This is a genomic window from Shouchella rhizosphaerae (assembly GCF_900142675.1).
Taxonomy (GTDB): Bacteria; Bacillota; Bacilli; order Bacillales; family Bacillaceae_D; genus Shouchella; species Shouchella rhizosphaerae.
In genome coordinates this window covers 400,699-416,172 of record NZ_FRBS01000004.1, presented here as the reverse complement: position 1 = coordinate 416,172, position 15,474 = coordinate 400,699, and the positions used below count along the sequence as shown (strand labels likewise).

Annotated in this window: 14 protein-coding genes; 5 read left to right on the top strand and 9 right to left on the bottom strand. The window is 38.0% G+C overall.

Annotation, left to right across the window (positions count from 1 at the left end; translation table 11 throughout):
* Positions 1-35: 35 nt before the first annotated feature.
* The gene (gene guaA, locus BUC05_RS13755; RefSeq protein ID WP_011245791.1) at positions 36-1,583 is read left to right on the top strand and encodes a glutamine-hydrolyzing GMP synthase; all 1,548 of its coding nucleotides are present in this window, start codon (positions 36-38) and stop codon (positions 1,581-1,583) included.
* A 519-nt stretch (positions 1,584-2,102) separates the two neighbouring features.
* Complete coding sequence (locus BUC05_RS13750) at positions 2,103-2,537, top strand: VOC family protein (protein WP_011245792.1); 435 nt, start codon at positions 2,103-2,105, stop codon at positions 2,535-2,537.
* Positions 2,538-3,289: 752 nt separating this feature from the next.
* Here the strand turns inward: BUC05_RS13750 and BUC05_RS13745 are convergent.
* From BUC05_RS13745 to BUC05_RS13735, 3 genes are all read right to left on the bottom strand, one after another.
* Positions 3,290-4,693: a Na+/H+ antiporter NhaC family protein gene (locus BUC05_RS13745; RefSeq protein ID WP_035204719.1), complete on the bottom strand. Its 1,404-nt coding sequence runs from the start codon at positions 4,691-4,693 to the stop codon at positions 3,290-3,292.
* 344 nt (positions 4,694-5,037) lie between these two features.
* On the bottom strand, positions 5,038-6,051 hold the full coding sequence (locus tag BUC05_RS13740; protein ID WP_073305083.1) for a hypothetical protein: 1,014 nt from the start codon (positions 6,049-6,051) through the stop codon (positions 5,038-5,040).
* 76 nt (positions 6,052-6,127) lie between these two features.
* The gene (locus tag BUC05_RS13735) at positions 6,128-7,063 is read right to left on the bottom strand and encodes a LysR family transcriptional regulator (protein ID WP_073305081.1); all 936 of its coding nucleotides are present in this window, start codon (positions 7,061-7,063) and stop codon (positions 6,128-6,130) included.
* A gap of 193 nt (positions 7,064-7,256) precedes the next feature.
* Here BUC05_RS13735 and BUC05_RS13730 point away from each other — a divergent pair, with 193 nt between their 5' ends.
* The gene (locus tag BUC05_RS13730; protein ID WP_073305079.1) at positions 7,257-8,378 is read left to right on the top strand and encodes an erythromycin esterase family protein; all 1,122 of its coding nucleotides are present in this window, start codon (positions 7,257-7,259) and stop codon (positions 8,376-8,378) included.
* Positions 8,379-8,521: 143 nt separating this feature from the next.
* Here BUC05_RS13730 and BUC05_RS13725 read toward each other — a convergent pair whose 3' ends face one another.
* From BUC05_RS13725 to BUC05_RS13715, 3 genes are all read right to left on the bottom strand, one after another.
* Positions 8,522-9,061: a TetR/AcrR family transcriptional regulator gene (locus BUC05_RS13725; RefSeq protein ID WP_011245797.1), complete on the bottom strand. Its 540-nt coding sequence runs from the start codon at positions 9,059-9,061 to the stop codon at positions 8,522-8,524.
* A 91-nt stretch (positions 9,062-9,152) separates the two neighbouring features.
* Positions 9,153-9,821 carry an ABC transporter ATP-binding protein gene (locus BUC05_RS13720; protein WP_011245798.1) on the bottom strand — a complete coding sequence of 223 codons (669 nt, stop codon included), beginning with the start codon at positions 9,819-9,821 and terminating at the stop codon, positions 9,153-9,155.
* A 10-nt stretch (positions 9,822-9,831) separates the two neighbouring features.
* Positions 9,832-10,896, bottom strand: a complete 1,065-nt coding sequence (locus BUC05_RS13715) for an ABC transporter permease (protein ID WP_011245799.1) — start codon at positions 10,894-10,896, stop codon at positions 9,832-9,834.
* A 252-nt stretch (positions 10,897-11,148) separates the two neighbouring features.
* Here BUC05_RS13715 and BUC05_RS13710 point away from each other — a divergent pair, with 252 nt between their 5' ends.
* Both BUC05_RS13710 and BUC05_RS13705 read left to right on the top strand, forming a co-directional pair.
* Positions 11,149-11,631, top strand: a complete 483-nt coding sequence (locus tag BUC05_RS13710) for an RNA polymerase sigma factor (protein WP_084140061.1) — start codon at positions 11,149-11,151, stop codon at positions 11,629-11,631.
* A gap of 4 nt (positions 11,632-11,635) precedes the next feature.
* On the top strand, positions 11,636-12,298 hold the full coding sequence (locus tag BUC05_RS13705) for a zf-HC2 domain-containing protein (protein WP_073305075.1): 663 nt from the start codon (positions 11,636-11,638) through the stop codon (positions 12,296-12,298).
* Between the two features lie 331 nt (positions 12,299-12,629).
* Here the strand turns inward: BUC05_RS13705 and BUC05_RS13700 are convergent, their stop codons facing one another.
* The 3 genes from BUC05_RS13700 to BUC05_RS13690 form a co-directional block, all read right to left on the bottom strand.
* Positions 12,630-13,814: an MFS transporter gene (locus tag BUC05_RS13700; RefSeq protein ID WP_073305073.1), complete on the bottom strand. Its 1,185-nt coding sequence runs from the start codon at positions 13,812-13,814 to the stop codon at positions 12,630-12,632.
* Between the two features lie 22 nt (positions 13,815-13,836).
* On the bottom strand, positions 13,837-14,298 hold the full coding sequence (locus BUC05_RS13695; protein ID WP_011245805.1) for a MarR family transcriptional regulator: 462 nt from the start codon (positions 14,296-14,298) through the stop codon (positions 13,837-13,839).
* A 425-nt stretch (positions 14,299-14,723) separates the two neighbouring features.
* Complete coding sequence (locus BUC05_RS13690) at positions 14,724-15,185, bottom strand: ClbS/DfsB family four-helix bundle protein (RefSeq protein WP_374757923.1); 462 nt, start codon at positions 15,183-15,185, stop codon at positions 14,724-14,726.
* Positions 15,186-15,474: the final 289 nt, after the last annotated feature.

Below are 15,474 nucleotides of genomic sequence, written 5' to 3'. Positions count from 1 at the left end.
CTATATAGAATTTCTTTAGCAAAGGGTGAAGCTGCATGCAAGTAACGAATCATGAAACGATTGTTGTCCTTGACTTTGGTGGGCAATACAATCAACTGATCACAAGACGTATCCGCGACCTCGGTGTGTATAGCGAACTGCATTCGCACAAACTGACGGCGGATGAATTAAAAGAAATGAACCCAATCGGCATTATCTTTTCGGGCGGGCCTAACAGCGCGTATGTAGAAGGCTCTCCTAAATGCGACCCTGCCATTTATGATTTAGGCATTCCGATTTTAGGGATTTGTTATGGCGTCCAATTAATGACGCACCACTTTGGCGGCAAAGTCGACAAGGCTTCCCATCGTGAATACGGAAAAGCGTTACTAAATGTCGAAAACCAATCGCCGCTCTTTAAAGGCTTGCCCATTGAGCAAACCGTCTGGATGAGCCATGGCGACAAAATTGTGGCTCCGCCAGAGGGCTTTACCGTCGACGCTTCCAATCCTTCTTGCCCAGTTGCAGCTATGAGCGACGAGTCCCGCAACTTGTACGGCGTGCAGTTTCATCCAGAAGTGCGCCATTCCGAATTTGGCAATGACCTTTTGAAAAACTTTGCTTTTGACATTTGCGGCGCTAAAGGCGATTGGTCAATGGAAAACTTCATTGAAGAGGAAATCAAGAAAATCCGCGAACAAGTTGGCGACCGCCACGTACTGTGTGCATTAAGCGGTGGCGTTGACTCCTCTGTAGTAGCGGTGCTCATCCATAAAGCAATTGGCGATCAATTGACATGCATGTTCATTGACCATGGCTTGCTTCGCAAAGGGGAAGCAGAAAGCGTCATGGAAACATTCACCCAAGGCTTTAACATGAATGTCGTCAAAATTGACGCATCAGAACGGTTCTTGACTAAATTAAAAGGCGTCACCGATCCAGAACAAAAACGGAAAATTATCGGCAACGAATTTATTTACGTCTTTGATGAAGAATCAGCAAAACTAAAAGATAAGAAAATGGACTTCCTCGCTCAAGGAACACTCTACACCGATATCATTGAGTCAGGAACAGACACGGCCCAAACGATTAAATCGCACCATAACGTTGGCGGCTTGCCAGAAGACATGGCGTTTGAATTAATTGAGCCACTCAATGCGCTATTTAAAGACGAAGTGCGTGCTCTTGGCACAGAACTTGGCATTCCAGATGAGATCGTATGGCGCCAACCATTCCCTGGCCCAGGCCTCGGCATTCGCGTCCTCGGCGAAATTACCGATGAGAAGCTAAAAATTGTCCGTGAATCAGACGCAATCTTGCGTGAAGAAATCAAAAAAGCCGGGCTTGACCGCGAAATTTGGCAATACTTTACGGCACTGCCGAATATGCGCAGCGTTGGCGTCATGGGCGACACACGCACATACGATTACACCGTCGGCATCCGCGCCGTTACTTCCATTGACGGCATGACGTCAGATTGGGCGCGCATTCCATGGGATGTGCTTGAAATCATCTCCACCCGGATCGTCAACGAAGTCGAACATGTCAACCGGATTGTGTACGACATTACGAGCAAGCCGCCTTCCACGATTGAGTGGGAGTAATTCACCGAGAGCATTTGAAGTGAAAACGTTGATTTGAAGGCATTTTGATGGTACGTATAAATGAATAGGATCTCGACCAAAAGAAAAGGGGATATTGTGTAAAAGCAATATCTCTCTTTTTAATTCTTATCGAAGTACTGTTTATAAGCCATTTTACCAAATGGGAATTAGCCAGAGTGGTAAGGACTTAACATACCCCTGTAGATATGCTTTGTTTAAAGGGGAGGAGAAAGTAAAATAAGCTTATACCACAATCAGTCATATTCTGGAACAATATTGCGAACAAAGTAAACGACTTGACTCTGTTATAAATAAGACCTACTCTTATATGGACTGAATAATTGAATCAAAATATCAAGGTCAATGGTAATCATTAGATTAACATGCTGAAAACAAATGTAATGTTTTTGTCCATATGATTTAATAAAATATTTAAAGCAGGCTATATAATAAATTTTATCGCAGAATATGATTGAAGGAATTGTAAAAGGCGAAGCTAAATTATAGGAGAGTGGTCAAATGTTTCATGGAGTTGAATTCGATTTTGTTGTAAAAGACAGTAAAGCTGCTTTGGAGCAATACAAAGCTATTTTTGATGTTGAGGTAGTAGAGGAGACAAATTTTAAAGTTGGAAATAACGAAGCAGTATTTAATATCTATGGTACACGTTTCCATATGCTTGATGAAAATCATGAATATCAACTTTTTGCCCCAAAAGAAGGTGACACACAATCATTTTGGTTTAATATCGTGGTTCCAGATATTAAAGAAACCTATGCGAAAGCAATTGCAGCAAATGTAAAAGAAATTCAGCCTGTCACAAGAATTGAAAAAATGGGCGTCTCCAATGCGATGTTTTCTGATAGCAATGGTTACGTGTGGATGTTGCATGAAATTCATCGGGAGGTATCTTTTGAAGAACGTGTAGACATTCTAAGTGAAGACTTTGAATAGGATTTCTTAAAAAATCGAGATTAGTGAAGGTAATGTTTCCTAATCTTGATTTTTTACATTTCATTTTGATGTTTGGTATTCAGAAGATAAAGGCAGAAACGAATGTTAGTTCTTGATGGTTATGTAACAAATGAATAAACTAGTAGAGTCGAATAGGTTTCTCACCAAGATTCAGCCAAAGGAATAAGAAAGAAAGAGTCTGTGGTGGGTCTATCAAGGGCGTTTACAACGGACAGCGTCTGTGCTGCGTCGTCGTCAATGGAAAACCAAAAACACTATGCCCCCGTGGGCGTTCACTGTTGGTCCAGTCCATCAATCAAGCAGCGGCTTAAAGAGATCCGAAAACGACAGACATTTGGCCATTGGGAACTGGACATGGCCGTCTCTACGGAGGAAGCCATTTGAAAGCTGAAAACTTCTTTACCTAAATACGCCATTCAAACAGCCACCGTAGAGCGTGGAAAAGAGTTTGCTTGTTATGCATCCATCGAGTAAACAAACTCTTTCCTTTATTTTGCGGATCCTTATTCTTCTTGGCCAAGAGGCAGTAACGAGAATGAAAATCGGTTTCTGCGAGAGTTCTACCCGAAGGGACGGATTTTGCTTGTATTGATTCTATCAATGGCCAACTAAGAAAATGCTTACGATGGCGAACAGCCCACGAGGCAGGTTACCCATGAACTGTTGCGCTTGAATTGACAATTTTTTAAATAAAAACGGCACGACTGAACGCTACCCTGTTTAGCACATACTCATATCGCCGTGCTTTCATCATCCTTTTGAGTAGCATAAGTTCGTTTCCAGCCTGTAATGGCAGCAATAACAATGATGATAAAAAGAGACCAGGCGTACGGATTAAGGAATGAAGTTAAAATATTTGGCAATGGAATTCCCCATTTATTAGCCGCTAAGGATAGCTGTCCGTACCATGTGATGATCGTGCTATGCCACGGAATCGTGAAATAAAGGGTTGTGACAGAACAATCCATCAGGATGGCTTTTCGGGACGGTGACAGATTAAACCTATCGCCAATTTTTCTAACAAATCCTGGTCCAACAAGTAACGCTGCAACTGTATTATGCGAAATAGGTGTAGAAATAAGCGTCGTAACAAAAATGATAGATAATTCTGCAGAACGTACCCCTTTTGCAACCTTTTTAGTAACAAAGTCCAAAATGCGGTCAATCGCCCCTGATTCTACCATAATTTGAGTGATAGCTAAGATAATCAACACAAAAATCATCGTATTGCTAATACTTAAGATCCCATCTTCAATAAGTCCAGATGAGACACCGCTTTCTTTTGGGATGTGGAAGAAATCGGATAATACAATTGAGCCATTTAGAATGCCTAATAAAGCAGCAGATACAATTCCCCACACAAATGCTTCAATCATATGCCTGTTAAGGAATACTGCTGTAATAAGCACTAAAACACTAATAAACATAAGAAGCCCTGATGGGTCTACATCCACTCCCATTTGTTGTGCACTTACTACTTCGCCGCCTCCACCTGTCAAGAATATGATAAGCATGGAAACTAGCGCAGCAATAATAACCATTGGCATACGAGCTAAAACAACTTCTCTAATACTAGCATTTTGTGTGGCAGCAGAGGCAATAGTCGTATCCGAATGAGGGGAGACGTTATCTCCAAAACCAGCACCGGCTAAAATCCCTACTGCTAACATGACAGGGTCTGCTCCTAATAAAATACCAGCAGGATAAAGTACAGGTGTAAGAGCTGCTGCTGTACTAACCGAGGAACCAGTAGCTAAGGAAAAAAACATCGTACATAAAAGGGCTAACAACGCAAAATAATTTTGCTGTACGTTTACTTCCAATCCCACCCAGAGCAACCCTTCAATCAGGCCCCCAGCTGTCAAGATTTGCCCAAAAACTCCTGCAAACAAATATAATGTGATAACCACAGCGCCGTTGCTGTTAGCAACACCCCTTATGAGTGCAGCGCAGTAGTCACTTTTATTTTTTGCCAAGAAGATTCCGAGAAAAAAAGCTAACCAGCCTATTGCCCAAAATGAAGTCATTCCCCCATTTCCCGAAAAAGTGAGAACAATCATGCCAACAATAAAAATCAATAAAGGGAAGCTGCCGCCGATAGCGCCTCCATACATGTTAAGTTTTGAATCCTTCATAGTCCCTCCTCCTTATTAACAAAATACAAATAGATTTTTTATATAGGGTACCAAACTTTGTAATTGTACCATAAAATCTAAGAAATCTATTTTAAAAACAACCTTGAAAGAGTATGAAGCGATACTTCATTCAGAAGGAAGGGGCTCACCATTATTGCCTACACGACGAATATTGACAGCATCGTCTTACAACGTCATGGGCTTATGATGAGCTCCTTCTTCCGCATTTTACTAAGTTGTTAGTTGAATCAACTCGCTTGTTCCACCGACTCCTAGTTCTCTATTTCTAAAGAGGAACCGGTACATGCCGTAAATTCGAAAATATTTAAAAATATTGAAGGTCGTTAGCTGAGTTTTTCGTAATCGAGTATATTACGGACTGTGTGGATGTCAGTCATTGTTCTTAAACCTTGTTGACGATAAAACATTAGTGATTGTGCTACATTAACCAGCACATTTGCTGTAACGGTATCCCCAAATAATCCTCCGGGTATGGTAAATTCCAAATGTCCAAGGTCCTTACTTTCAAAAATGATGCGGTCGATTTCCTCCACGTTGACTGACATCACCAGATCTAAGGTAATAGGAATAGTACCACTGCTTACTGCTGTTTCGTGTAAACCACTTACTCTTCCTTTACCAACATGACCAGAGGATAACTCTAGGTCGGTTGAAGTAACTGTCGGTTTAATTGATTTTTTTATTTTTTCCTGACTGAGACCCAGTCCATTTAAAATTAATCGAAGGGACTCCTCAAGACCGACATGCCCAATATTATTTTCTTCTGCAAGTGCATTAAATTCTTCCACCGTTTTACCAACACCGACTTTTTGTTGCAAAGGTATGCGCCGTTTGGAAACGTCCACTTTTCTGGAAATGTGAATACTCTCGATATCTCTCGTAACTGCTGATGTAAATACAGCAAGAGAATCCATGACAAAACCTGGGTTAACGCCTGTTCCAATGACAAAAAGCCCTTTATCTTTTGCGTATTGATCAATCTCCTTAGCTAACTCAGGATATCTCACCCATGGAAACGAAAGTTCCTCGCAAGAAGATACAACAGAATAGCCATGGTCTAACAGAGATTTAATTTGTGGCCAAACTTGTGGAACACTTGAACCGGTTGTATGGAGAGCAACAGAATGATTTGCTCCATGTGGAATGTTGCTTAATGAACTAGTCACTTTAATTCCCGTATTTGAAAGGCCAGCTATTTCACCCAAATCTTTCTCGACTTTATTCGGGTCAATGTCTACCCCGCCAATCACTGTAATGTTATTAGAACGTGTACAACTTTTAAAAACTTCGAGACCAATAGGTCCTAATCCATATAATAATACGTTAATCTCCTTCATCCTTTTCCATCCCTTCTTTGTAATCGGTTACAAAAATCAATATAGCAAATCAAATTAGTTATAGGAAATACGAATTTCATATATGGTTATAAGCTGAGCTAATAGGTGCTGAAAAACTTTCATTTATTACCTTTCTTGCATCTCTTAAAATGTCATTATCCCTTGATTCGTTCCAAACCATTGAAATAGAACTCATAACGGAGATGTCTTTTATAGGCACAGCTTTAATTTCATAAGCGCTGTATAGCTGAATCATATCTTCCGGTATAATGGAAATGCCAATACCGTTAGAAATCAATACAGCCCGGCTCATAAACTCGGCCCCTTTTGCAACGATTTTAGGTGAAAATCCTGCTGACATACATGCATATTCCATAAGATAATATAAGGTGGAAGATGTTTTAGGGTCGTAATGCAAAAAGTCTTCCTCTTTAAGTTCATTCAAATCCACTTCATTATAACCAGAAATTATATGTTCCTTTGCAACAGCAACGGATAGGGGAGAACGAGTAACGGTACGCCATCTTAATGGCTGTTGAAACTCAGCAGAAATATCTAAAGGTGTACGTATAAGTGCCATATCAAAGTCGCCTTTTTTTATGTAATCAAGCGCTTGGCTAGACAACGTCTCTAATATGTTGAATTCCAGTAATGGATGTTGCTCTTTTAGTCTTTTAATTAAAGTCGGCACAATGCTCATAGCTGCTGAAGGGGTGGCTGCAATATGTAAAACAGGTTTCGGCACACTTTTAAATTGTTGTAAATGTTTAAAGGAACTATCAATATTCGTAAATGACGGAACCAACGTCCGATATAAAAATTCTCCTTCTTTTGTCAAAGTGACTTGGTTTTTAGAACGGTTAAGCAGCAGCACGCCAAGTTCCTCTTCCAATGCCTTTATCTTCTGACTCAGAGCAGGCTGAGATATATTTAGTTGATGTGCGGATTTACTAAAATTTAAGTGCTTGGCAATTTCTAAAAAGCTTCTTAACGTTAAGTAATTGATATTCATGCCTTCTCCTTCCTTTTAGCACTGTCCATTAATCAAATTTATTATAGATTACTAAATGGTATTTTCAAATACGAACGACCAACTTTACAAATTAAATCATATAGTAACAAGAAAACATCAAAACATTCTTATCGAGTAAACACCCCAAAAAATAAAGGGGAGCGTCAAGAATTTCGTGTTAAGGAGTTATTTTATGAATCTACAACAATTAGATAAGGAATTAATTATATATAACGATGTTTTTAAAGAAAAGAAAATCATTTTTCTTGGTGAAAATGGGCATGGCGTTTTTGAAATACAAAAACTAAAATTAAAGATGGTTGAATACCTTCATGAACAGTTTGGTTTTAATAAGATTGTCTTTGAGGGCGGTATGGGGGAAATAGCGATTGCCAATCATAATAAACATCAGTTGTCCACTAAATCATTTTTAATGGATTCATTGCCCGAGGTGTGGCATACGAAAGAGTTATTAGAGTTATTTAAAATCATCCAAAATAGGGAGTTAACGGCTTTTGGTATCGATATTCAATACCAAAATCATTCTTTGCATAATTACATTTTTCCAATTTTAGATAAATATAATCACGGTTTAGCGAATGATTTTTCTGATGCTGAGAAAACGGTGGATACAATAACTGCTAGAACGTTTATGAGAAAGAAAATGTTATCGACGAAGAAAAGACTAGATTTGATCTATGGTCGTGTATATGCATTTTTAACAGATATGAAACAAGAAGTTATGTTAAATCACGTTATTGATGAGGCTACCTACATGTTCATGCTAAGAGCTATCGAGAATAGAATGAACTTGTTAGAACTATGTTTAATGAATTTTAACATGTATTCTTATTATCCTGATAAGTATATGTTTGAGCATCTTTCTTTTCTAGTAAACAAATGGCCTGAAGAAAAGTTTATCATTTGGGCGCACAACTACCATATTAGAAAAAACAATTCATTAAGTCAGGGTTGGCTAAATGAAAAATCGCTAGGTGAATTTTATTCAGAAAGGTACAACAATAGCTATCATTTGGGGATTTATATGAAGGAGGGCAGTGCTGCAAATAATAAGGGCAAACCTTATAACATAAAAAGTCATTCAAAAAATAGCCTTGAAAACCATCTTTTTTCTACAAACAATCATGATATTATATGTGAGTCTTTCAAAAACAAGGATCCCCACAAGTGGTATAACCATGAACAAACTGAACGTGAAGCCGGAGTAGATAAACGCAAACTTATTCCATCTCAACAGTACGATGGAGTAATCGGCATTAGACACGTAACACCAGCAAAGGATATTTATGCTTAAATTAAACCATACAAAACTGCCTGTTCCATCCACTATAAACGTTTATCAAAAAAGTGAACCTCGGCGGCCGAACTAATCTGGTAACTGATCGGTACAGTCAATCAGCCTAGATAGCTGTATGCTCGAATCTAGGCTGATTCATTCTATTCATCCAATATTCCATATAAAAATAGATCAATCGCTCGGTCTATCTGCCCCTCTTTCTGAGGGGAACGAAAGTAAGAGGAAATTGAGATAAACAATTGACTTACCGCAAATTCTGGATCAATGTTACTTCTTAGCTGCAATTTACTTTCTGTGAGCAACTCAATAAACGGCTTTTTATAGGACGTGGTCCAAAGGACAAATAATTTGTCTGCAATGTCTGGCGATAACGTATGTTGGATATCATGCAACATCATAAACAGATTAAAGGGATGGCGTTGCTGCAAATAATAAACCATGTTTCGTATTTTCTCTTCAAAGGGCTGTTCATTATTTGAAGACATCCGTTCTAAATTTCCAGATACCTCTGTGGCCAAGCGGAGCATGACATGATAATAAATTTCTTCTTTTTTCTTGAAATAGTAGTATAAGTTGGGCTGAGTAATGCCTAACGTATCAGCAATTTGTCTCGTCGATGTAGCCTGATAGCCTTGTTGCATAAATAATGTTTCAGCCACATCTAAAATTTCATCATACATGTTTCATCACCTAGAAATTGAGTTTAATGTTACCTGCTTCAACACCGGGGCTGTGAGAGGAAGGCAATGGCTCAGCGAACAATTGCCTTTGCTATATTTTTTCTTTCAAAATCCCGTCTTTCATGATTAGTACACGGTCACAATAATCGATTAAACGTGTGTCATGGGTGACCATAATCGTCGCTTTATTGTTTTTTTTCGTTTCTTTTGCCAAAATCTCAGCAACTTCATACGCTTTTTCTGTGTCCAAGCTTGCGGTCGGCTCATCGGCTAAAATGATCGTTGGATCGTGGTACAAAGCCCGAGCGATGGCGACTCGTTGACGCTCACCGCCAGAAAGCTCTTCTGGGTATTTCTTTTTCAATTGGTCAATTCCTAATTGTGTAAAGAGGTTGTCGGCTGTTTGCTTTCTATTTTCTTTGCTGATTTTATCAACAAGCTGTAGTTGTTGTTGTACGGTCAAGAATGGCACAAGGTTTGATGATTGTAAAACAAAACCAATCTCTTTAAATCTTAGTTTGGCGCGCTCTTGTTCTTTCTTTTTGCTAAAAGGGTTACCATTAATCAATACTTCTCCCTCGGAAGGCGCTTGCAATCCCCCGGCAATCGTTAGAAACGTGCTCTTTCCAGAACCAGATGGGCCGATAATAGCGACAAACTCTCCTTTTTCTACCGCGAAATCTGTTTTCTTTAACGCTTCAATTATATGAGCCCCATCTTTGAACGTTTTTTTCACTTGTTTAAATTCAATTGCCCCCATGTTTCCACTCCTATCCAATTGCTTTCAATGGATCAATCTTTACGATGCTTCTTACTGAGAAAAATGCACCTAAAACAGCGATGACTATGATGAGCCCACTAATTCCTGTGAAAAATTCGATCTTTATTTGGAAAGGCACCGCTTCTGGCAACAGCAAGGATGTACCCAATGTGGACAGCAAGCCGATCATGACACCTAATGCTGTTAATAAGAACGTTTGCGCAATAACAGAAGTTGAGATATATCGACTAGAAATGCCTTGGGCTTTCATTACCCCAAAAATTTCCGACTTTTGCATAGTCAGCACATAAACAAATATGCCAATCACAATGGCAGCAATGATAATGAGAAATCCAATCATAAACCCAAACGTTAGTACTTGTGCACTGTAACCAGGAAGTTCATTGATGAAAGTGGCGATATTTACTGTTTCTAACTCATCAGGCGTGTCATTCAGTTGCCCTCTCGTCACAATTGCATTAATAGGCGCCTCATCGACTGTTTCTGGCTGATCAAAACGAATTTCTTGGTTAGCCCTGATTGACGTGTATAAAACTGGGGATACATTGAACTTTGCATCTTCCGTAAAACCAACGATTGTCAATTCTTTATCGTTGCCTGCTAATGTTATACGATCCCCTAATGACAGGCTGTATTGCTCTTTTAAGCTCACATCTGCGACCGTTTCATTGTCGTTTGTAAACATTTCTCCCTCAATTATGTTCGGGACTAAAAATTGATCTGGCACAATGCCAAAAAACTGAACATTGACCTTTTCATCGACATCTTCTTGTGTAATCACACCGGCCGTTTGCGCTAAAATCGCTTTCTCATCAGCGGAAACGTCGTTAAATACATTGGTTGAGACCATTGACATGTTTAAATTGTTATTTGATTCTTCCGCTAATAATATGTGATCGGCGTCCCATTTATCGACAACCATGCGATTTTCCTGTGCCAGGCCATAGGCTAATCCCGTTAAAAAAAAGACCAAATAGGCAATCAAGAACATGACACCTATCACCAAGGCATAGCGTAATTTGGAATGCTTCATTTCATTGATTGCTAAAAACATCTTAACGCCCCTCCTCGATTTTATCGAACGATAAAATGAGCGTAACATGTTTGTTAAGGGACTTCAACAGTAAGGGCAGTATAAGGATTTGGGTAAATAGCTCTTAAACACCTTTCTGGAGGCTTGAATGTGGACAGGTTATACTTAATTGGACAAGTTCAAGAGCGCGCGCCCTTTTTTATTAAAAAATGTTGTAACGAAATCAATAATTTTGTGATACATAGGTGAATGGGCAGAATAGGGAGGGTGGCAGTGGATAAGGACAATATATACCAAGATTATGGGGATTTTATTTTTAAATACTTGTTAACTTTGACAAACAACCTTGATTTAGCAGAGGAGCTAACTCAAGAAACATTTTATCAAGCGATTAAATCCATTAATAAATTTCACGATAATGGTAAAACCAAGTTTTCCACGTGGCTTTGTGCTATTGCTAAAAACGTTTGGTTACAAGAGTTAAACCATAAAAATAAAAAACAGCAATTGAAGGATTCATTAAAAAATGAAAATACAACATTGTATGACCTGGAAAATGAGTATATAAAAAACGAAGATAAAATCATGTTTTTTAAAAAGACTCATCAACTCAGTGAGGATAAAAGAGAAATACTTTACTTAAGATTGTTGGGTGACTTATCGTTTAAAGAAATTGGTTCGATATTTGAGAGGTCGGAAAACTGGGCAAGGGTAACTTTTCATAGGGCAAAACTTGAACTAAGAAAGGGTGAGTAAGGTTATGAAACATAGTGTATTTAAAGATTTGGCTCCTGCTTATATTGATAAATTAACAAGTGAAGAAACAAACGAACAGATAGAAAAACATATGGATCAATGTGAAGAATGCCGAAATTATTTAAACAAAATGAAGGGAGATTTATTTTCAGAAGATGAAAATGAGAGAAGAAAGGATAAAAGGAACATTGATTATTTCAAAAAGGTACGCTCTAAAAATAGAAAAAAGATCTTAGTTATCGTATCTTCACTACTAGCAATGTTTTTTGTTCTGATAACTGCTTATTACTTCGTTTTTGTAAATATGTGGTTAACAAATTCCAGTAATGTTGAAACAAACATTCAGAACCAAGGCATGATGGCTACACTTTTATTCAAAGCAAAAAAGGACAATCATTATATAATTTTAACAGATGCAAAAACAGATGAGGGATATACAGATACTATAGTTGTATATGAAAAAAGGGACGATTTTTCTACTCCAGCGAAACTCTTAAAAAATGGGAGTGGCATTACCTTCACATTTGCAGATGAAAACACATTATTATTGTACAATGGTAAGGAAAAAAAACTAACGGATGAAGATAAGGTAACTATACAATATAAAGATAAAACCGACGTAATACCTATAAAGGATTTATATGATAAAAATAACGATGCTGAGTGATTTAGTGGGATAGAAGTTATACCGTAATCGGGCGCGATTGTTGAAGATCGGAAGGGCAGCATGTGCTGCTCTTTTTATTTTTTCTTGGGCCAAAGTGAAACTTGCTGCAGAAGAAAAAAAGTGGCAATTGTCAACGGTAAATGTCTGACTGGAGCGAACGGAAGGAATTTAAGGAGTTGACAATTTTGCTACACCCGCCCCCTCTTGGCTCGTCAAAAGTCAATACCTATAAAATATGTGACGACCACCTCCAAATACAGGAGAAAGTTATCCTAACAAAAAAGAAATCAACGATTCTAGCCTTGAAAATAAAATAGGAGACTTCAGTCTGTCACAAATCTTTTCTCATGAAAAGAGGATACTGGCATAGTGAAACAATCAAAAGCAAAATGCCTAAAGAAATAAAGATAAGTGTACTCGGTAGAACTTGACTGAATCCTGTAAACATACCGCCGATGGCCATGCCAGAATAACGGATAAAATTAAACATTCCTAAGGCAGCACCTCTATATTCTGAAATTTTATTACTGATCATTGTCGAAAACAATGGGGGCGCAAAACCGATAGTGACGCCATATAAAAACAACAACGTGCTTAAACCGATAATCGTTTTCGTATGGAATATGCCAAAAAGGATAATCAACGCTGGCATGACAAACAGAGTGGCTCTATACAGCTTACCTAATGCTATTTTTCTTTGTAACTTTTTAAAGAGCACACTGCCTAAAATCATGCTTACAGTTAGAGGTAAATACAATAATCCGATATATTGTAAATCAACGTGATAATGATCCCGAAGTAATAGTGGTAAAAACACGAGAATGGCAAAGTATATAAAAAATACAAAGAAGCTTATCAACATCATCATAAAAACAACACGATTAGAAAAAACGGAACGGTACGTCTGTAAAAAATGGTCTTGCTTTTGTGAATACTCTATTTTATAACCGCTGTCAGGAAGTCCGTACATCATAGACAAAAGCAATATAACACAAATAACCGAAAGAAATAGAAAGATTCCTTCGTAACCAAAGTACTCTCCTACTAATCCGCCGAGTACTGGAGAAAGCGCTGGGGCAAGAGTCAGTACGATTTGATAAGTACCCATTGCGTTTCCTCTTTCTTCCCCTTCAAATACGTGTGAAATCATAGTGATTGTTACCAGTGGAATAATTCCAGCACCAACCGCTTGAATGAGCCTACAAATTGTAAAGAGCAGAAAATCATCTGTAAACGCACAAATGGTCGTCGAGATCCCCATTAAGACAACACCTAGTATTAATAACCTTTTCTGATTTTTTCGATCGACCACTGAGCCTAAACAGATTTGTACAAGCGCTATAGTCAGAATGAAGCTGCTCACTGTGAAGTTTACCCAATGAATCGACACGTTAAAAGAATCTCGAATAAGGGGAATGACCGGTGTATAAATATTTTGATTCAAGGAAGCGAAAAAACTGCTAATGCTCAACAAAGATAGTATAAGCATTTTTCCATAAGCCTGTTGCCGTAACATACCTCGTTTCCTTCTTCCATTTTTAATGTGACTTGATATTTTCTGCAAGAGCATGTAAAAAACGAATAATTGTCTCTAATTCTGTTGAATTAAATTCAGCAAAGATGCGCATATAGCGATTCCTTGCCTGTTCATGCAATTGACTATGGATAAAGGCGAGCATCTCTCCTGATTTCGTTAGACGGTAATATACTTCTTTTTTGTTATCTGCTTGTTGTGTCTTCTCCAGGATTTGCTGATCCAATAATTTCTTTACTGCTTTTGTAATAGCTGGCTTCGATACGTTTAAATGTTCTGCGAGCATGGTATTATTTGCTCGTTCTTGTTCTTTTACAATCGCCACAATGTGTAATTGAGTCAGTGTCCAATCAGAAACAATCGATTCCTCCTGGCTGCCTTTCATTGCCTTCCTTCTTCTGTCAGCGGCTTCTCTTTCTTTAATGACTTGTTCCAGTGCTTCGAGTGCTTGTTCTTTTTTATTCATTTGATTCACCTATCTTTATTTTATTAACTGGTTAACAATATTGATTGTATGACTTTTTTAATAAGAATTCAACCCTTAAAAATGTGTGAAAATATTTTTTTGTTATTAGTTATCCGGTTTACTATATTGGTGTGGCGTATGCGTTGGTGAAGTGAAAAGGTTCAGCAATCCATTAAGTAGAGGAGGGGATGACCATTAAATGGCGTTAAAAGGGGATCGATAGGAGATGATTCATAACACTGTGTTTTTATGGGAAATGAGCGCACAAAATGAAAACGGATTAACTTTTTATAGATGTCTATCCTAAGCCAATCCGTTTTTAAGATCTCAATATTAATAGAAGTTTAAATAGGTACAGCGAACTTGAATCAAATAGTAATCATAAAAAACTACACTTTTTGAATAACTATTTTTAGATATTTCGGTTACTTTGATCCTAGCCCTTTCATCTTTTTCCACTTTCTAATTTTCGTTCGAAAGCTTTTAAATGGAGCCACTGTATTGATATGAATCCATTTCCAAATGGGCCAATTGGCTGGCGTAGAAGTCGCCCATTGTCTACCACCTGGTTCAAATAATTCTTCGTCGCTATAGCTCTCAACTAATTGAACGATTTTATAAACATCTTGTTGAAACAGGTCAATTAATGTTTCAAGGGAACACGCTGCGTATTTGTCGTAAAAACGTTGATAAAGGCCACCAAGGTTATTCCATTTATAATTTTCCGTTGGTGTTATGACGTGCTTTCCATCCTTATTATCTTGTTCCCAAGAGAGGATTAAATTGATCCAGCCTAATTGGTAGGCAATCATCTGGGCTGGCGTTCGGTCCACTTCTTTTACGAATACATCTTTATCAAGATCATCAATAGCATGAAATTCATTCATGAATAACGTTGCTCTTTTCATTATTTCATCAATCAAAGCTTGTTTATTCGCGTAGTTGCTCAGTTGTCATCATCCTTTCTTAACCGTTTTTGCTTATATACTTTTATACAGATTATACAATCAAACGACTCTTAAAAATGTGAAACAAATGTTCATATGATTGTTCGCTGAGATCTTTAAGGCATTTCGCAATTAAGGGATTAGAAAAACTGTCACAGATCATTTGATTACTGATTGGCGCGGCAGGGAATATAGATGTATGCGAATAATTATATGATAAGCATCGATT